The sequence below is a fragment of the Ligilactobacillus faecis genome, assembly GCF_029889745.1.
GTDB classification, from domain to species: domain Bacteria; phylum Bacillota; class Bacilli; order Lactobacillales; family Lactobacillaceae; genus Ligilactobacillus; species Ligilactobacillus faecis.
Map to the genome: position 1 here is coordinate 1826227 of NZ_CP123639.1, position 19000 is coordinate 1845226.

13 protein-coding genes are annotated in these 19000 nt (G+C 41.7%); 12 read left to right on the top strand and 1 reads right to left on the bottom strand.

What is annotated here, in order from left to right:
* The first annotated feature begins 46 nt into the window (after window positions 1-46).
* The 11 genes from QFX10_RS08360 (at window position 47) to recN (ending at window position 9375) form a co-directional block, all read left to right on the top strand.
* Window positions 47-1117 (top strand): M24 family metallopeptidase, encoded by a 1071-nt coding sequence (locus QFX10_RS08360; RefSeq protein WP_280607263.1) that lies wholly within the window; start codon window positions 47-49, stop codon window positions 1115-1117.
* Between the two features lie 131 nt (window positions 1118-1248).
* Window positions 1249-1806, top strand: coding sequence for an elongation factor P (efp, locus tag QFX10_RS08365; protein WP_280605783.1), 558 nt, complete (start codon window positions 1249-1251; stop codon window positions 1804-1806).
* A 242-nt stretch (window positions 1807-2048) separates the two neighbouring features.
* On the top strand, window positions 2049-2477 hold the full coding sequence (locus QFX10_RS08370) for an Asp23/Gls24 family envelope stress response protein (protein ID WP_280605784.1): 429 nt from the start codon (window positions 2049-2051) through the stop codon (window positions 2475-2477).
* Complete coding sequence (gene nusB / locus QFX10_RS08375) at window positions 2477-2884, top strand: transcription antitermination factor NusB (RefSeq protein ID WP_280605785.1); 408 nt, start codon at window positions 2477-2479, stop codon at window positions 2882-2884. The genes QFX10_RS08370 and nusB overlap by 1 nt, the downstream gene beginning before the upstream one ends.
* A gap of 123 nt (window positions 2885-3007) precedes the next feature.
* Entirely contained in the window at window positions 3008-3853 is an 846-nt protein-coding gene (gene folD / locus QFX10_RS08380; protein ID WP_280605786.1) for a bifunctional methylenetetrahydrofolate dehydrogenase/methenyltetrahydrofolate cyclohydrolase FolD, read from the top strand.
* Window positions 3854-3857: 4 nt separating this feature from the next.
* Window positions 3858-5210, top strand: a complete 1353-nt coding sequence (gene xseA, locus QFX10_RS08385; protein WP_280605787.1) for an exodeoxyribonuclease VII large subunit — start codon at window positions 3858-3860, stop codon at window positions 5208-5210.
* Window positions 5197-5424 carry an exodeoxyribonuclease VII small subunit gene (locus QFX10_RS08390; protein ID WP_280605788.1) on the top strand — a complete coding sequence of 76 codons (228 nt, stop codon included), beginning with the start codon at window positions 5197-5199 and terminating at the stop codon, window positions 5422-5424. Before xseA ends, QFX10_RS08390 begins: the two co-directional genes overlap by 14 nt.
* A gap of 36 nt (window positions 5425-5460) precedes the next feature.
* Window positions 5461-6357 (top strand): polyprenyl synthetase family protein, encoded by an 897-nt coding sequence (locus tag QFX10_RS08395; protein ID WP_280607264.1) that lies wholly within the window; start codon window positions 5461-5463, stop codon window positions 6355-6357.
* Window positions 6358-6359: 2 nt separating this feature from the next.
* Complete coding sequence (locus QFX10_RS08400) at window positions 6360-7175, top strand: TlyA family RNA methyltransferase (RefSeq protein WP_280605789.1); 816 nt, start codon at window positions 6360-6362, stop codon at window positions 7173-7175.
* A gap of 23 nt (window positions 7176-7198) precedes the next feature.
* The gene (locus QFX10_RS08405) at window positions 7199-7660 is read left to right on the top strand and encodes an arginine repressor (protein WP_280605790.1); all 462 of its coding nucleotides are present in this window, start codon (window positions 7199-7201) and stop codon (window positions 7658-7660) included.
* Window positions 7661-7698: 38 nt separating this feature from the next.
* Window positions 7699-9375: a DNA repair protein RecN gene (gene recN, locus QFX10_RS08410; RefSeq protein WP_280605791.1), complete on the top strand. Its 1677-nt coding sequence runs from the start codon at window positions 7699-7701 to the stop codon at window positions 9373-9375.
* Between the two features lie 127 nt (window positions 9376-9502).
* Here the strand turns inward: recN and QFX10_RS08415 are convergent, their stop codons facing one another.
* Window positions 9503-10303 carry a substrate-binding periplasmic protein gene (locus QFX10_RS08415; RefSeq protein WP_056960187.1) on the bottom strand — a complete coding sequence of 267 codons (801 nt, stop codon included), beginning with the start codon at window positions 10301-10303 and terminating at the stop codon, window positions 9503-9505.
* A 224-nt stretch (window positions 10304-10527) separates the two neighbouring features.
* Between QFX10_RS08415 and QFX10_RS08420 the strand changes: the two genes are divergently transcribed.
* Window positions 10528-18918, top strand: a complete 8391-nt coding sequence (locus tag QFX10_RS08420) for a G5 domain-containing protein (RefSeq protein WP_280605792.1) — start codon at window positions 10528-10530, stop codon at window positions 18916-18918.
* Window positions 18919-19000 lie beyond the last annotated feature (82 nt).

Sequence of the window (19000 nt, forward strand, 5' to 3'; positions counted from 1 at the left end):
GCTAGAAAGAATGCACGAAGATTCGTGTTTTGAGGTATATTAGATGATGAAAACTGAACTTGAGACAAGATGGACCGATCTCCGGCGTAAAATGCAAGATGCAAGTGTTGATGCGTACTTGGTGACTGATCCAGATAATATTTATTACTTAAGTGGTTTTACTGGAGATGATGGTCTTTTTTTAGTCACCGAAACTGCGACTTATTTGATTACAGACGCACGTTTTGAAACGCAATTAGCAAAAGAAAATCCAGAATTAACAGCTGTGATCACTCGCCAATATTTAGAAAAAGCCTTGGAGATCTGTCAGCAAGAAAAAATCGTGGCACTTGCATTTGAAGAAAGCATAACATATGCGATGTACGATAAATTAGATGAATTGGCACTCTGTGATATCGTTGCCTTGGGAGGTGTGATCGAAGAATTACGTGAGATCAAGACACCTTCAGAGATCGAAAAGATCAAGCAAGCTTGTAAGCTAGCGGCTTTAGGTTATCGTTTCGTGTTAGAAACAGCAAAAGTCGGGATGAAAGAAACTGATTTAGCTAACGAATTAGACTTTTTTATGAAAAAGAACGGCGCTAGCAATGCATCTTTTGAAACGATCGTCGCTTCGGGGGAACGTTCAGCCTTACCGCATGGTGTTGCCTCGCCAAAGCGTTTAGGGGCAAACGAATTAGTTACATTAGATTATGGTTACTATTTAGATCATTACACGTCTGATGTGACCCGAACTTTTGCATTGGGAAAAGTCAGTCCTGAATTAGAAAAGATCTATGCGCTCGTGTTAGAAGCTAAACAGCGTGTGATCGAGGCGATCAGACCGGGAGCAGATCTAAGAGAACTCGATGCGATCGGACGCCAATATATCACTAAAGCTGGCTACGGAAAATATTTTGAACATGGCACAGGCCACGGGATCGGTCTAAATGTTCATGAAGGTCCATATATCGGGAAAACAGCTCGTGGAGCTTTACAAGCTGGGCAAATCATCACGGTTGAACCTGGGATCTATTTGCCTGGTTTAGGTGGTGTTCGGCTCGAAGATGATATTTTAGTAACAACGACGGGTCATGAAAATCTAACTGATTTTACTACAGAGTATTTAACACTCTAGTTACAGGTAAACGTTCTCGTAAGCTTGCAATGATAGTAATGATTTTGCTATTATTAAATGTATGAATTATATTTGAATAAGTGGGTGTATAAACTAGTTAGCGCCCATGCGATCAATTTAGGAGGACTAATATGATTTCAGTAAATGATTTTAAAAATGGTTTGACGATCACAGTCGACGGAGAATTATGGCGGGTCGTTGAATTCCAACATGTTAAACCAGGTAAAGGTTCTGCTTTTGTGCGTTCTAAATTAAAAAATTTGCGTAACGGTGCTGTGCAAGAAAAGACTTTCCGTGCTGGTGAAAAAGTAGAGCAAGCACAGATCGATCGCAAAAAAATGCAATATCTATATGCTGATGGTAATAACTACGTTTTCATGGATACAGATACTTACGAACAATTAGAGTTGCCAGGTGAAAACTTGACAGAAGAATTGAAGTACTTAAAAGAAAACATGGTCGTTAGTGTGATCATGTATGGTACTGAAACTTTAGGGGTCGAATTGCCAAACACAGTTGATTTGACTGTTGCAGAAACAGAACCAGGGATCAAAGGTGATACAGCTTCTGGTGGTTCAAAACCAGCAACGATGGAAACAGGCGTTGTTGTGCAAGTACCATTCTTTGTTAACGAAGGTGACGTTTTAACGATCAACACCACTGATGGCACATATATCTCACGTGCCTAATTAAGTAGACAGATCGTTTCGCCAAGAACGATCGGATCTGAGATAGTCTGCGTAAGAAAGTCAATATGGAAACGCAGGAGGCAACTATTTAAAAATAGGCTAAACTATCAAGCAAGCATTCCTTATGAGAATATGGGAACTAACTGTTATAATAGCGGTAAGTAGATCTAGGAAAGGAAATATATAATCTTTCTGGGAATGAAGCTTTTCATTTCTCCATATTTTATATAACGGGTTTAAGTATGTCTGAAGATAATAACATTGTTTTAACTAGTCAAGAACCAAGTTTAGGTGAAGTGCGTTTAGCGCCTGAAGTGATCGAAGTGATCATTGGGATCGCTGCTAGCCAAGTTGATGGGGTTTATTCAATGCGGGGCTCGATCGCAAACAGTTTTTCAGAATTGTTAGGACGTCAGATCCGAGGAAAAGGTGTTAAAGTCAATAAAGATGATAACGAGCTTAAAGTCGATGTTTACGTCTTTTTGAACTACGGTGTTTCCGTACCTAACGTAGCTGCTAAGATCCAAGAAAAAGTGCGTCAACAAGTTTTATTCATGACAGGGCTTGAGATCTCAGGTGTTGATGTACATGTTCAAGGCGTTATCCCTGAAAAACAAGAACAAACGATTGATCCAAATAATTTATTTGGTGAAGAGAATGGTGAAGAATAGTGAACATTAGTAGACATGATACGCGCAAACTGGCATTTCAAACACTCTATGCATTGAATAGTAATATTGATGCAACGCCAAGCGACGTGTATGCAACACTTTTAGAAGATAAAGTGCCTGCAGGTGATGATATTGTTCCTCCTTACTTAACTGAATTAGTGGATGGTGTCTTGACTCATCAAGCACAGATCGATGAAAAGATCATGGAACATTTGAGCGCAAATTGGTCACTTGCCCGCTTAAATAAAACTGATCTTTTGATCTTGCGGTTAGCGATCTATGAGATGCTTTATGTAGACGGAGTACCTGCTAAAGTTGCGCTGAATGAGGCATTACAGCTTGCAAAAGAATTTAGCGATGATAAATCACGGCGCTTTATCAACGGTGTTTTATCAAACTTACTCTAATAGAGTTGATACCTGTATCGGGACTTAGTTCTGATACAGGTATTTTTTTGAATATTTGAAAATTTATGGTGTGAATATGCTAAAATACTAGTGAGTATAAATAAACGATAAGGTTGTGATTTTATGACAGTGATGATCGACGGAAAAAAGACTGCCAACCAGATCCAAAGTGAGTTAGTCAACAAGGCTCAAGCTTTAAAAAAAGCGGGTTTGACTCCTTGTTTAGCTGTTGTTTTAGTTGGGGATGATCCTGCAAGTCAAGTTTATGTCAGAAATAAGCATCGCGCTGCCCAAAAGATCGGGATCAAAACAAAGGATATCCACCTACCTAAAGAAACAAGTCAAACGGAATTATTAAAATTGATCACAGAACTGAATAGTGATCCAACTGTGCATGCGATCTTAGTTCAAATGCCATTGCCAGCCCAGATCGATGCAGAAGCTGTGATCAATACGATCGCACCAGAAAAAGATGCTGATGGATTGAATCCTACGAATATCGGACATTTGTTTATGGATGATCCACGAGCACTTGCTTGTACCCCACGAGGGATCATGACGTTATTAGAAAAATATCAGATCGAAGTGGCAGGTAAAGAAGTTGTGATCATTGGCCGTAGCAATTTAGTTGGGCGTCCTTTAGCAGCTTTGATGTTGAATGCTGATGCCACTGTGACCATAGCGCACAGTAAAACAAAAGATCTAAAAAAAATTGCACGTCAGGCAGATATTTTAGTAGTTGCAACAGGGCGGGCAGAAATGATCACCAAAGATCATATCAAAGAAGGAGCTGTTGTGATCGATGTTGGGATCAATCGTTTGGCAGATGGACGTTTAGTAGGAGATGTAGCACAAGGTGATCTAGACGGATATGTCAGTTACTTGACTCCTGTTCCCGGTGGAGTCGGACCGATGACGATCGCGATGTTGATGCAACAAACTTTAGAATTAGCGGAAAAGAGCCGATAAGTGGATGGAAAAAGAACAATATTTGACGGTCAGTGCCCTAACAAAATATCTACACAAAAAGTTCACAGTTGACCCTTATCTCCAGCGAGTTTACCTGACAGGTGAGATCTCAAATTTTCGCTTGCGACCACGTCACCAGTATTTCAGTTTAAAAGACGATGGGGCAAAGATCGATGCTGTTATGTTCCAATCGGCTTTTTCTCGTTTGAAATTTGAAGTAGAAGACGGAATGAAAGTCTTAGTGGTCGGGAGGATCGATCTTTATGAACCATCTGGAAACTATCAGATCACGATCGAAAGAATGGAACCAGATGGAGTCGGGGCTCTTTATCAAGCTTATGAACAGCTCAAAGCCAAATTAGAGGCGGAAGGACTTTTTAGTGCTCCTAAGCAAAACTTGCCACTTTTTCCTAAGCGGATCGCAGTGATCACAAGCCCTTCTGGCGCAGTGATCCGTGATATCATCACGACAACAAGAAGACGCTATCCGATCGCTCAACTCGTGTTATTTCCAGCAGTCGTTCAAGGCGAAAAGGCTGCTGACTCACTTGTAGGACGTTTAAAAGAAGTCAATGCTCGGGGAGATTTTGATACGGTGATCATTGGTCGTGGTGGTGGGTCGATCGAAGATCTGTGGCCATTCAATGAAGAAAAAGTCGCGCGGGCGATCTTTGCAAGCCAGATCCCGATCATCTCTTCGGTCGGGCATGAGACTGATACGACGATCGCTGATCTAGTCGCTGATGTTCGTGCAGCTACGCCAACGGCAGCGGCAGAGTTAGCGACACCTGTTTTGGCTGATGAGATCTTGCGGATCCGCCAAGATCGGTTGCGACTTATTAAAGCTTATCAGGCTAAATTGCGGTTTGAACGGCAACGCTTGAATAAATTGCAAGGCTCATATGTTTTTTTACAACCAGAACGGTTATATGAAGGCTATTTGCAAAAATTAGACAATTTAAATATCAAGTTGCGTCAAGCGTTCCGAGAAGAACAGACAAAAAAACGACGGACTTTACAGTTGTTGACTAAACGTTTGCTAGCAGTCTCACCTAAAGAAAGATTGCAAAGCGTCAGTCAACAACGGACTCAACTTGAAAAAGATCTGACCCATGCGATCACAAATTATCTTGGAAAAAGAGAACAGCAATTATTACAAGCAACGAATGCGCTTGATATGTTGAGCCCTTTACGGGTCATGGGACGAGGCTTTTCGTATGTGACAGTGGCTGAAAAAATCGTGAAAAAAGCAACTGATCTTAAAGTAGGTGAAATAGTCCAATTGCATTTAGCAGATGGAAGTGCACAAGCAAAAGTAACGAAAGTGATGGGAAGTAAGGAAAATGACAGAAAATAATTTAAGCTTTGAACAAGAACTTCAAATGTTAGAAGCGATCGTTTCGAAATTAGAACAAGGGGATGTTCCGCTCGAAGAAGCACTTGATCAATTTCAAAAAGGGGTCGCTTTAAGTAAAAAACTCCAAACGACTTTACAAAACGCAGAAGATACTTTAACAAAAGTTATCAATGAAGAAGGACAAGAAGTTCCTTTTGAAGAAAAAAATGAATAATGGAAGGAAAGAACAGCAGTTTGAACTGTGGTGCAAATGAACGAAAAAAATAGTTTACAAGCTTTTCAAGCTAAGTACCTCCCCCAACTTGAAGAGCAGATGTTAAATAAATTAGAGACTTATGCTAGTCATAAAGTTCTTAAAGAAGCAATGCAGTACTCGGTCGAAGCTGGTGGAAAACGGATCCGCCCTCTCTTAGTACTCCTTGTATGTCAAGCAGGTGGACGACCGATCGAGCAAAATGCACTTCAAGTAGCAGGAAGTTTAGAGTTTATGCACACGTATTCGCTGATCCACGATGATCTTCCAGAGATGGATAATGATGATCTACGTCGAGGAAAACCAACGAATCACAAAGTTTTTGGTCAAGATATCGCCGTTTTAGCAGGCGATGCGCTCTTAACAGAGTCTTTAGGATGGTTGACTGAAACAACGCTTTTACCAGAAACAAAAGTCACCTTGATAAATGCTTTAGCTAAAGCTGCTGGAGCTAACGGAATGGTCGCAGGCCAAGCGGGAGACATTTTAGGTGAAAAACAAAAGTTGACTTTAGAGCAGTTGATCAAAGTCCACCAAAATAAAACAGGACGTTTGCTAGAATATGCATGTTTTGCAGGGGGTATTTTAGCTAACGGTACGTCACGAGCTTGTGCGATTTTAGCTGACTTTGGAGCGAAATTTGGGCTTGCGTTTCAGATCTATGATGATATTTTAGATGTGACAGCTACGACTGCGGAACTTGGAAAAGCAGTCCATAAAGATCAAGACCATAATAAAAATACGTATCCTCTCATCTTAGGATTGGATAAAGCCAAGATCGCATTAATAACGCTGGTGAGTGAACTTGAATCTAAGTTAGAGGAATTGGCTTCAGAAGGATTTGAGACTTCTCTTTTGCGTCAACTATTAGACTATTTTAAAATAAGGAAGTAAGTATGAAAAAAGAACGTGTAGATGTGTTATTAGTCAAACAAGGGCTCTTTGATACACGCGAGCAAGCTAAGCGCGCTGTGATGGCAGGTGAGATCCTAGGCGAAAATGAAGAGCGTCTAGATAAACCAGGAGAAAAGATCGCTCCAACTGTCAAATTGCATTTTAAAGGTAAAAAGATGCCCTATGTCAGTCGGGGAGGCCTAAAACTTGAAAAAGCGCTTAAAGTCTTTAAGATCAGTCCTAAAGATAAAACAGTTTTAGATATCGGGTCTTCGACCGGTGGTTTTACCGATGTTGTTTTGCAAAAAAGAGCCCGTCTAAGTTATGCGCTAGATGTTGGAACAAACCAACTAGCTTGGAAATTACGCCAAGATGAACGGGTAGTCGTAATGGAAAATACTAATTTCCGATATAGCAAGTTAGAAGATTTTACGCAAGGACGACCTGAATTTGCAACGATCGATGTTTCGTTTATCTCATTACATTTGATCTTACCTACTTTGCATGAGATCATCGCCCCTGAAGGTCAAGTTGTGGCTTTGATCAAGCCTCAATTTGAAGCAGGACGTGAAAAAGTTGGTAAGCATGGGATCGTACGCGATCAAAAAGTGCATTTAGAAGTTGTTGCAGATATCATGGAATTTGCAAAAGAAAGTGGCTACGACGTGTTAGGTTTAGATTTTTCGCCGATCACAGGTGGAGAAGGCAATATTGAATTTTTGATCTATCTCAAAGCTAGTACCGAAAAAGGAACGGTCAGTCCAACGATCGAACCACTCGAGGTGATCAAAAAAGCACATCAGACGTTGCAACAATAAAAGTTTGGAAAGGATGATCGTTTGTGAAAAAGCAAGAAAGACAGCGGATCGTCAGAAAGATCATTCAAGATAATGAGGTTTATCGTCAAGAAGATCTAGTTGAGCGTTTATTAGAACTGGGGATCGAAGTTACTCAAGCAACAGTCTCGCGTGATGTTAAAGAACTTCAGTTGATAAAGGTCCCGACAAAACAAGGCTCGTATCGTTATAGTTTGCCAACAGCTAAAAACGATAATATCGAGAAAAAATTGAAAAAATTATTATCCGATGCCTATCTTGGCTCAAAAACTCACCGCGACATGTGTATGCTCAAAGTTTCACCTGGAAACGGTCCTGTCTTGGCGAGTTTGATTTCACAGATGAAATATACTGAGGTCTTTTCTACTTTAGGGGATGATGACACGGTGATGCTTTTTGCGTATTCTGATGAAGCAGCAAAGCAGATCGAAGAAAAATTACTATTGATGCTCCAAGTTGATGATTAGAAAGGAAAAGCGCTATGTGCTTTAGGGTGAGATGAGTTTTGTTACAAGAGTTGATGATCCAGGATTTTGCTATTATTGATCACTTAGAGGTCGAATTTAGCTCACAGATGACGGTTTTGACAGGGGAGACTGGGGCAGGTAAGTCGATCATCATTGATGCTTTAGGGTTATTAGCAGGTGGACGAGGTTCAAGTGATTTTATTCGTAAAGGAGCGGCCAAATCTTTACTTCAAGGCCAATTCAGTTTGATGCAAGACACAAAAACAGTTGAGCTCTTAGCTGATTTGGGGATCGAATGTGATGATGGTATTTTGATCTTACAACGAGATCTATATCGAAATGGTAAAAATGTCTGTCGAATAAACGGCGTTTTAGTAAATCTGACAACTTTACGCCAGATCGGAAAAACATTGATCGATATCCATGGACAAAATGAACATCAAGAATTGATGCATCCTGAACGTCATTTGGCTTTAGTTGACGGTTATAATAAAGAAATCACTGACAAGCTTACAGTCTACCAAAGAGCTTATCATGAATATCGCAAACTTCAAACAGCGCTTGAAAAACGTGAAAAAAATGCTCACGAATGGGCGCAACGTCTCGATATGCTTCAATTTCAAGTCAATGAGATCGAAGAAGCAGATCTCAGAAGTGGTGAAGAAGAAGAATTGCAAGAGCAAAAATTACAACTAGATAATTTCCAGACGATCAATCATGCTTTAGAAGCTGGATATCAAGCTTTGAATGGCGAAGAATTAGATGTGATGGGGGTTCTTGGCAATGTGATGGATGAGCTTGAAGAGATCTCAGACTTAAATTCAGATCTAAATGAGATCTATGAAAAAGTTTCTGGAGCTTATTATGAATTACAAGATGCAGCCCATGAGATCTCAGGTCAGTTGAGTGACCTTGAGTGGGATGAAGAGCTCCTCAATTCGATCGAGGAGCGTCTAGAAACGATCAGTCGCTTAAAGCGCAAATATGGTGATTCGATCGAGCATATCTTAACGTACTATGATGAGATCCGGGCTGAGTTAGACCAAATGCAACTTAGTGATGAAGATCTTGAGCAACAAGTCGAACAAGTCGCAAAGGCTAAAGAAACAGCACGCAAACTGGCAACTGAATTGACGGATTTACGTAAACAGACAGCTAAAAGGTTAGAAAATGAGATCCACCGACAATTGAGTGAGCTTTACATGGATAAAGCTGTGTTTGAAGTTCGTTTTTTACCTGAGACAGGTGAGTTGATGGAAACTGGTGCCGATCGCGTTGAATTTTATATCCAAACGAATCCAGGTGAAGAGATGGGAGCGTTAGCTAAGATCGCTTCAGGTGGTGAGCTTTCGCGGATCATGCTAGCCTTAAAAACGATCTTTGCACAAAATAAAGGTGTTACGAGTATTATTTTCGATGAGGTCGACACTGGTGTGAGCGGTCGTGTTGCGCAAGCAATCGCAGAAAAGATCAGTCAGATCGCGCAACATTCACAAGTTTTATGTATAACACATTTACCACAAGTCGCAGCAGTAGCTGATCATCATTATTTCATTTCCAAACATATCACAGCGGGGCGGACTGAGACAGCCCTTAAAGTTTTGAGTGAAGAAGAACGGATCGAAGAACTAGCTCGAATGCTTTCAGGATCAGCGATCACAGCTTTGACGCTCGAGCATGCCCGAGAACTATTAGCCTTAGCCAAAAATGATTAAGTGAGGCTTGGGGAGAAAATAATGGGTATTCGTCAACTGATATGGATATTCCTACAAACACTTCCTACAATAGAATTGATATGATTCCCCTAGAGTGGACACGGAAATTTATGGCAATGGATCGCTTTTAATTTAAGGTCAGGTCTTTGGTGAAATATTTTTGTGAAAGCTCAGCGATTTTTTCGGTAGAGCGCAACTCATTGATCGCTTTCGTTAAAGTTTCGTTTATCTTGGGATGATCATGAGTGATCAGACTCAAAGACAGGGCTAAGACGTTAGGATCTGAGATGCGATGTAAAACAGCATTTTTTTCAGCCTTAGTAGCTGTGGTCGGGACTTTAGCTAATGTGGGCTCAGCTTTTAAGAGGGCATGGTAGCTGTAGTCGCTTAGGATCCCAGCTGATATTTGTGACTTTTCAAGGGCTTCTAGCAGTTCAGTTGGATCAGCGAAAACGACGGGTTTTAAACCAAGTTCTTTTAGGAGAGCTTGTTGTTGGCCACTTTTTAGCAGACCAACTTTTTTATGCAACATTTTATCTAGTTTTTTTGTCTTAGAATCATGGCGGGTAAAGAGAATATTTTTAGGGTAGAGAAAAGCTTTGGTACTTTGATAACTCTTAGAAAAATTAGCTTTATCACCCAAGATGAAGTCGATCTGCCCATTTTTTAAAGCAGTCTGCATTTTTTCTTGGCTCGAATAAGCTTTGAAGTTTATCTTGGTGTCAGTTACCTCTTCTAATTGATGGGCTAATTCGATAGAAAAGCCTTGCCAATTTTGATCATTTTTATAGCTGTAGGGCTTATCATTTTCCAAGATCCCCATGGTAAAAGAAGAGCGTGCTACAACTACATTTGATCTTAAATTTAGGCAAAATAAGCCTAGGAAAGTGCTAAGCAGTAGTAGGTAGAATTTTTTTTGCTTTGACATTTGAGCCACCTCATGTTTTTTAGAAAATACCTAGTGTTCATGGTTAATATTATAGCAGAATGGTAGCGTTTAAAACATATTAAGGTAAAACTGGCTCAAAAACTTGCTGAAATATTCTGATATATGGTAATTTAACAGCAGGATGAAAGGATTTTAGAAAAAATTAATTATTTTAACTTAAGTTTTGTAGCAATTTATTCTGTGGGTCATGAAGGGAGAAAATTATGTCTAAGTCAAACCGCTCGAAGTGGCAGATGGGTGAGCAAAAACAGCGATTTGCGATCAGAAAATTCTCACAGGGAGTTTTTTCTGTTTTAGTTGGGACGATGTTTGTTTTCGGGACTCCTGCAGTTATCAAAGGAGATGAAATAGCAGCTGCTCATATCGGAACAAAGAAAAAAGAACAGTATCAGATCAAATTTCAGCATGTAACTGAGGCTAGTTTAACTTCAGAACAAAGAGCAAAAGTTATTTATGATAATCCACCTAAGACTAAAGTCGGCAGTGATCAAGTCTATTATCTAATTTATCGCCCAGTGGCAACGCAGGATTTGCCACAAACAGGAGAAGGTGCAATGCCTTGGGAACTAGGGGCGTTTGGAGCTAGTGCACTGATCATGGGGCTAGGAATACTTCCGAGCCGAGGACGTAAATATCGCTTTTTGACAGCTATCATTGTGGCTTCGACTGTAGTAGGAGTAGGAAGCTCAGTGGCTAGTGCTAGTCCAAGTTTTGCTGAGTTAAGCAATTATGACCGAGCTTATTTGGTAGCAGAAGATGAAGAGCTACCAGAAATAGCAACACAACATGTTGGTTATCAATATATTGGCTATCTTCTAGTTAGTGATATCAAGCATCATGAAGAGTCAGTACCGACTACACGACCGGTTACAGAAAAATTAGTTCCAAATAGTGATAAAAGATCGAACACTGACTCACCAGTAACTGGAATGGATAAACCAGAAATTCCTGAAGAAACAACACAAACAGTGGTCAAAGAAACCAAGACTGAGCCAGTCAGATACGAAACCCAATATGTGGCAGATCCAGAGTTACTTGAAGGAACAACAAGTGTACGAACGCCGGGTCAAGCAGGCGAGCGCACAATCGTGTATGAAGTGACACGTGATGCCACAGGAAAAGAAATAAGCCGGGTAGAAAAAAGTAACACTATAACCAAAGTGCCAGTAACAGAGGTGATCGCCCGAGGTACAAAAGTCAAAGAACCTGAAGAACCGAAAGTAACGGTAAGCGAAGAAAGCAAAGTTGAGTCAGTGGGCTATGAGACCCAATATGTGGCAGATCCAAATATGGACAGTGGGACAACCGCGGTCAAAATTCCGGGTCAAGCGGGCGAGCGCACGATCGTGTATGAAGTGACACGTGATGCCACAGGAAAAGAAATAAGTCGGGTAGAAAAAAGTAACACCATAACCAAAGCGCCAGTAACAGAAGTGATCGCCCGAGGCACAAAAGTCAAAGAACCTGAAGAACCAAAAGTAACGGTAAGCGAAGAAAGCAAAGTTGAGTCAGTCGGCTATGAAACACAATATATAGAAGATCCAAATATGGACAGTGGGACAACCGCGGTCAAAATGCCGGGTCAAGCGGGCGAGCGCACGATCGTGTATGAAGTGACACGTGATGCCACAGGAAAAGAAATAAGTCGCGTAGAAAAAAGTAACACCATAACCAAAGCGCCAGTAACAGAAGTAATCGCCCGAGGCACAAAAGTCAAAGAACCTGAAGAACCGAAAGTAACGGTAAGCGAAGAAAGCAAAGTTGAGTCAGTGGGCTATGAGACCCAATATGTGGCAGATCCAAATATGGACAGTGGGACAACCGCGGTCAAAATTCCGGGTCAAGCGGGCGAGCGCACGATCGTGTATGAAGTGACACGTGATGCCACAGGAAAAGAAATAAGTCGGGTAGAAAAAAGTAACACCATAACCAAAGCGCCAGTAACAGAAGTGATCGCCCGAGGCACAAAAGTCAAAGAACCTGAAGAACCAAAAGTAACGGTAAGCGAAGAAAGCAAAGTTGAGTCAGTCGGCTATGAAACACAATATATAGAAGATCCAAATATGGACAGTGGGACAACCGCGGTCAAAATGCCGGGTCAAGCGGGCGAGCGCACGATCGTGTATGAAGTGACACGTGATGCCACAGGAAAAGAAATAAGTCGCGTAGAAAAAAGTAACACCATAACCAAAGCGCCAGTAACAGAAGTAATCGCCCGAGGCACAAAAGTCAAAGAACCTGAAGAACCGAAAGTAACGGTAAGCGAAGAAAGCAAAGTTGAGTCAGTCAGATACGAAACCCAATATGTGGCAGATCCAGAGTTACTTGAAGGAACGACAAGCGTACGAACGCCAGGTCAAGCAGGCGAGCGCACGATCGTGTATGAAGTGACACGCGATGCCACAGGAAAAGAAATAAGTCGCGTAGAAAAAAGTAACACTATAACGAAAGCGCCAGTAACAGAAGTGATCGCCCAAGGTACAAAAGTCAAAGAACCTGAAGAACCGAAAGTAACGGTAAGCGAAGAAAGCAAAGTTGAGTCAGTGGGCTATGAGACCCAATATGTGGCAGATCCAGAGTTACTTGAAGGAACAACAAGTGTACGAACGCCGGGTCAAGCAGGCGAGCGCACGATCGTGTATGAAGTGACACGTGATGCCACAGGAAAAGAAATAAGCCGGGTAGAAAAAAGTAACACTATAACCAAAGTGCCAGTAACAGAGGTGATCGCCCGAGGTACAAAAGTCAAAGAACCTGAAGAACCAAAAGTAACGGTAAGCGAAGAAAGCAAAGTTGAGTCAGTGGGCTATGAGACCCAATATGTGGCAGATCCAGAGTTACTTGAAGGAACAACAAGTGTACGAACGCCAGGTCAAGCGGGCGAGCGCACGATCGTGTATGAAGTGACACGTGATGCCACAGGAAAAGAAATAAGTCGCGTAGAAAAAAGTAACACCATAACCAAAGCGCCAGTAACAGAAGTGATCGCCCGAGGCACAAAAGTCAAAGAACCTGAAGAACCGAAAGTAACGGTAAGCGAAGAAAGCAAAGTCGAGTCAGTGGGCTATGAGACCCAGTATGTGGCTGATCCAAATATGGACAGTGGGACAACCGCGGTCAAAACGCCAGGCCAGGCAGGTGAGCGCACGATCGTGTATGAAGTAACTCGTGATGCCACAGGAAAAGAAATAAGCCGGGTAGAAAAAAGTAACACTATAACCAAAGTGCCAGTAACAGAGGTGATCGCCCGAGGTACAAAAGTCAAAGAACCTGAAGAACCGAAAGTAACGGTAAGCGAAGAAAGCAAAGTTGAGTCAGTCGGCTATGAAACACAATATATAGAAGATCCAAATATGGACAGTGGGACAACCGCGGTCAAAATGCCGGGTCAAGCGGGCGAGCGCACGATCGTGTATGAAGTGACACGTGATGCCACAGGAAAAGAAATAAGTCGGGTAGAAAAAAGTAACACTATAACCAAAGTGCCAGTAACAGAAGTAATCGCCCGAGGCACAAAAGTCAAAGAACCTGAAGAACCGAAAGTAACGGTAAGCGAAGAAACCAAAGTTGAGTCAGTGGGCTATGAGACCCAATATGTGGCAGATCCAGAGTTACTTGAAGGAACGACAAGCGTACGAACGCCAGGTCAAGCAGGCGAGCGCACGATAGTGTATGAAGTGACACGTGACGTCACAGGAAAAGAAATAAGTCGGGTAGAAAAAAGCAACACTATAACCAAAGCGCCAGTGACAGAAGTGATCGTCCAAGGTACAAAAGTCAAAGAACCAGAAGTAACGGTAAGCGAAGAAAGCCAAGTTGAGTCAGTGGGCTATGAGACCCAGTATGTAGCAGATCCAGAGTTACTTGAAGGAACGACAAGCGTACGAACGCCGGGTCAAGCAGGCGAGCGTACGATCGTGTATGAAGTGACACGTGACGCCACAGGAAAAGAAATAAGTCGGGTAGAAAAAAGTAACACCATAACCAAAGCGCCAGTAACAGAAGTGATCGCCCGAGGTACAAAAGTCAAAGAACCAGAAGTAACGGTAAGCGAAGAAAGCCAAGTCGAGTCAGTGGGCTATGAGACCCAATATGTGGCAGATCCAGAGTTACTTGAAGGAACAACAAGTGTACGAACGCCAGGTCAAGCAGGCGAGCGTACGATCGTGTATGAAGTGACACGTGACGCCACAGGAAAAGAAATAAGTCGGGTAGAAAAGAGCAACACTATAACCAAAGCGCCAGTGACAGAGGTGATCGCACAAGGGACTAAGCCAAAAACCACAGTGACAGAAGAAGTTTTAGTAGAGAAGATCCCTTATACGAGTGAGATCCAAAGTGATCCCGAACTTTTTGTTGGAACAACAGTCGTTAAAACAGCAGGCCAAGCAGGCGAGCGCACGATTGTATATGAAGTGACACGCGATACTAATGGAAAAGAGCTTGCACGTGTAGAAAAGAGTGATGAGATCACCAAAGTACCAGTAAATGAGGTCGTTGCTAAAGGAACTAAGTTATATGCTAAGCCATTAGTCGAGCTCGTTAGGACAGACGAGTCTGCTGATAATAGAGTAGCCGCTGTTAGCTACACTGTAACTGATCCTAATAAGAAATTACAGGCTATAAAAGTAAGTTTGTACAAAGAAAACGAAAAAATAACTGAAAAATTAGTTGATCTAGCTACCTTAACGACGACTTTTGCTGATCTAGCTTACAATACGAATTATCGACTCGAAACAGAGTACACTTATGATATTGGTCAAGGTGATCAGACTGAGAACTTAAAACCGATCACGGTGGAATTGACACCTAAAAAAGTTGAGCTGAAAAATGTTGATAATATCAGCTTATACCAATTAGGGACCAATGGTGGACTAGAGTTAGTCTCTAGTTTAGCTGAGTTACCAACTGATCCTAATAAATATGTTGCCAAGATCGTGTCACGCCAACAAAAAGATTGGTATTTACCGGTCGCTTCATTTGAAGAGATCAAACTAGGTGAAAAGACTAAGTATCAAGCTACGATCGCGACCCCAGAATTGGTGACTTATCAAGCTGACAAACGTGATTTTTCTACGGGACACACTTTTTTGATCGATAAGACAGAAGTTTCAAATGAATACACCAACTTTGCTGAGTTGATCAAGGCGATAAAAGCTGATCCAACGGGTGATTTTATCCTCGCAGCCGATCTGAATGCTCTTGGCTTTGCTGGGACAGATGCCAATTATATCACTGAGACATTTAGCGGGACTTTGCGCAGTAAAGCTGGTAATTCCTATACGATCTCCAATTTGAATAAACCACTGTTTAATGTGGTCAAGGGTGCAACGATAGCAAATATCTTGTTAGAAAATGTTGAGATCAATGATAATATTGCTAACACTGGGAGTTTAGCTCGTGTCTTAGATGGAGCTTTGATCAGCAATGTCAATATAAAAGGTACGATCGCTTCGACGCAAACAACTGGTGGCCTAGCAGCGCGGATCAAAAATAATACGCAGATCTCACGAGCATCATTTACCGGTACGATCACCCTAACAGGTAATGCTTATGATCAAGGTGGTGGCTTAGTCGGATATGCTGAAAATTCTAGGATCGCGCGCAGCTTTGCAGATGTTTATCTGACGGCTAAGGTCTATAATACCAATGATAATGTTGGTGGCTTAGTTGGACGTTTGGCAAGTGGTGTGGTCGAAAAGAGTTATGCTACAGGGACGATAAAAAATGATGGTCTAGTAAAACGTGCTGGTGGTCTGATCGGAAGTGCTTGGACAAACGGGCGCGTTGTTGATGCGATAAGTGCAGTTAAGATGGAAAATGGTTATATTTTCCACGGTGATGTTGATTTCAAAAGGCCCCCTCATCAAAAGACGTACTATGTTTCTGAGGTCGCAAGTGGTCTGACTAATGATTATCCGACTGCGATCACTGAAGCGACCGCCAAGGAAATGATCCAAAATTGGCAAGTCGCTGCTCCAACGTGGAAAGCTGCGACCGTAGCTCAAATTATCGATTATTCGCAACTACCAAACTATCAAGCTGAGCGCGAATTAGCTTACAGAAATATGGAAAAATTACTGCCATTTTATGATCGGTATACTATTTTGAAATATGGAAATAAAGTTTTGCCAAGCGATAAACTTTATACGACCGCGTTGACGGCAGTTGTCCCAATGAAAGCTGGAAAAGTGGTAGGTGATTCGGTCGTAGAGCCGGGGCAATTGACGAGCCTATTGCTCCATTTTGCTGATGAAACGGTAACTAAAGTAGCACTTGAGTCCTTAGGTGAGTATAAACAAACTAATATCAGTGAGTATCAGTTCGCTAATGGACTGCTCTATACACCATATCAATTGGGCGGAGAATGGGATCAATTGCTCACAGAAGTCGTTACTGCTTACCAAACATTGAACTATTATGCTACAGAAACAACGGCAAGTTTGGCTCTACAACCAGCAGAAGATAGTTTGAAGAAGGCTAAAAAAACAGCCCTTGAAAATTATCAAAAAATGCATCCAGCTGAAGTGTTGACAGCTGAAAAAACTGCTGCGATCGAAGCTAAGGCGGTAGAACAATTGCGGATCGAACAGCTAAATGAGCTGTATCTCCAAGATGCATTTGCCAAAGTCCAAAAAGACATCAAAGCTCAACTGGGTTCTTTGACGACTTCAATGGCTGTTGTTGACCTAAATTCTGCGGTGATCCGTGAAGATCTCAAGCAGAGATTAGAAGCTAAGAAACTAGAATTGACACTAGCGTTGGCGTATCTGGAACGGTTATATCACATCAATTATGGTGAGTTAGATCTGCATGCGATCGCGGCTTATTATCCAGATTTTTATGGTAAGAAAGTAGATATTTTGTCATGGTTAAGTGACTTTTCTAAGCAGGGAACAAAATTAGCGGTCAAAAATAATTATGCGACATATGCAGCCCTCTTTAGTCAGCTGACAGGTGATCAAGATGTCGTTACCTATTTAGAGCATAATCGCCGTTTGTTTGCCCCACAGTTAGATGACAACACGTGGTTCAAGGGGGCAACTAAAGCGTATGTTTATGAAGCAGCATCTAAACAAGTGCCTGATGCCACAGTTCAGATATATGATCGGCTGAAGGGCAGAAATCGTTTGGAATATCTAAACTACCTCTTACCGCTCCTCAACTTGAGTGAGAAAAATATGTTTATGTTCACGACGATGACAACCGTCTCATTTGGTATCTATGAGCGTTATATCGATGAAGCACTTAAAAGTGCCCCGACTGTGTATGCGGCTAAACAAGCCAATATTGACCGAGCTGTCGATAAGTATGCACAGGTCATGGCGGATTATTATGATACTTGGTATCGTATCGTCGATGATAAAGTGAAAAATCAATTGCTCACACGCGATATTCCGATCTGGGATGGATATTGGATCATTGATAATACTAAAACAGGCAGTTGGAAGAATCGCTGGGTCGATAAGTTCGATAAATCAGTGTCTGGAGTTTATGAATTCTTTGCTCCAGTTGGTAAGATGTATGCTCCTAATGGGGTCGGGGCCTATGCAACTGGTTCATTAGTCAATTTTGTAGTCGATGGTCAGTTGAGTGATTACGGTGTGGCTGTAAGTTCTCATGAAATGACGCATAATCTAGATGGGGCTGTTTATTTTAACGGCTATGATCGTCGTCAAGAAATGGGAGCTGAGACTTTTGCGATGGGGCTATTAGAAGTGCCATCTACTCCAGATCAGAGTCAATATGGCTTGAACTTGGCTTTTGATTGGTCAAATAAAAAGAATTTAACACAAGCAAGTAGTTTTAGTGATTTTACTTCGAGTGCCGACCTCAAACGCTATATGAAAGGCGTCTTTGATGTTACCTATTTGTTAGATTATGCGGAAGCCCAAGCGATCGTAGCGATGAGTAATGCCGATCGGCGCCAGTATCTACGGCAGATCACTTATGATACGAATGCTAAACAAGATAAGATCACTAATAGTGGTCTGACTTATGCTGAAGGTATCAAACTGACGAGTTGGGAAAGTCTGATCGATAACAACATCGTAGTTGCACGCAGTCTTAGTGGTGGAAGTTATGGCAAGAACGCCTATATGACAGTGCCATTGTACGCTCCGATCTATGCTGGGCTTCAAAATGATAACGGCAGTGTTGGGGGCTTGCTCTTTAGAAAGACAGCTTTTGAACTCTTAGCAGATCGTGGTTGGGAAGAAGGCTTTATCCCATACGTCTCCAATCAATATAAAAATCAGGCTAAAGCTGAAGGCGAAGTCTTTGGTGATGCCTATATCTTTAAACAGATCTGGGGTACAGAGTATGCAAATTATGCTGAATTCAAAAAAGCGATGTTCAATGAACGGATCGCTAAAAAAGATAATTTAAGAGCGATCACGATCACGTACAACAAGAAACAAGAAACGATCGATTCGTTTGCTAAGTTACAGACGTTGATGGACCAAGCAAGTGCAGCTGATATGTTATTGATGCGTGCGGGTAAGCGAGCTGTCAACGTAGATAATCTAAAGAAGGCGATCATGGTCGAATATCATTCTCTGACTGATAGTTTTAAGACTTCGATCTTTAACTGAGAAAGTCTGAGAGATCAGGCTTTTTTAGTATAAAAGTTGAAGTGGCCCCCCTAAGTTGGCCAAAAGGATCTAGCTTAGGGGG

Excerpts from the sequence above, each read along its gene's own strand:
- QFX10_RS08360 (WP_280607263.1), top strand. The coding sequence starts at position 47 with ATGAAAACTGAACTTGAGACAAGATGGACCGATCTCCGGCGTAAAATG.
- efp (WP_280605783.1), top strand. The coding sequence starts at position 1,249 with ATGATTTCAGTAAATGATTTTAAAAATGGTTTGACGATCACAGTCGAC.
- QFX10_RS08370 (WP_280605784.1), top strand. The coding sequence starts at position 2,049 with ATGTCTGAAGATAATAACATTGTTTTAACTAGTCAAGAACCAAGTTTA.
- folD (WP_280605786.1), top strand. The coding sequence starts at position 3,008 with ATGACAGTGATGATCGACGGAAAAAAGACTGCCAACCAGATCCAAAGT.
- xseA (WP_280605787.1), top strand. The coding sequence starts at position 3,858 with ATGGAAAAAGAACAATATTTGACGGTCAGTGCCCTAACAAAATATCTA.
- QFX10_RS08390 (WP_280605788.1), top strand. The coding sequence starts at position 5,197 with ATGACAGAAAATAATTTAAGCTTTGAACAAGAACTTCAAATGTTAGAA.
- QFX10_RS08395 (WP_280607264.1), top strand. The coding sequence starts at position 5,461 with ATGAACGAAAAAAATAGTTTACAAGCTTTTCAAGCTAAGTACCTCCCC.
- QFX10_RS08400 (WP_280605789.1), top strand. The coding sequence starts at position 6,360 with ATGAAAAAAGAACGTGTAGATGTGTTATTAGTCAAACAAGGGCTCTTT.
- QFX10_RS08415 (WP_056960187.1), bottom strand. The coding sequence starts at position 10,303 with ATGTCAAAGCAAAAAAAATTCTACCTACTACTGCTTAGCACTTTCCTA.
- QFX10_RS08420 (WP_280605792.1), top strand. The coding sequence starts at position 10,528 with ATGTCTAAGTCAAACCGCTCGAAGTGGCAGATGGGTGAGCAAAAACAG.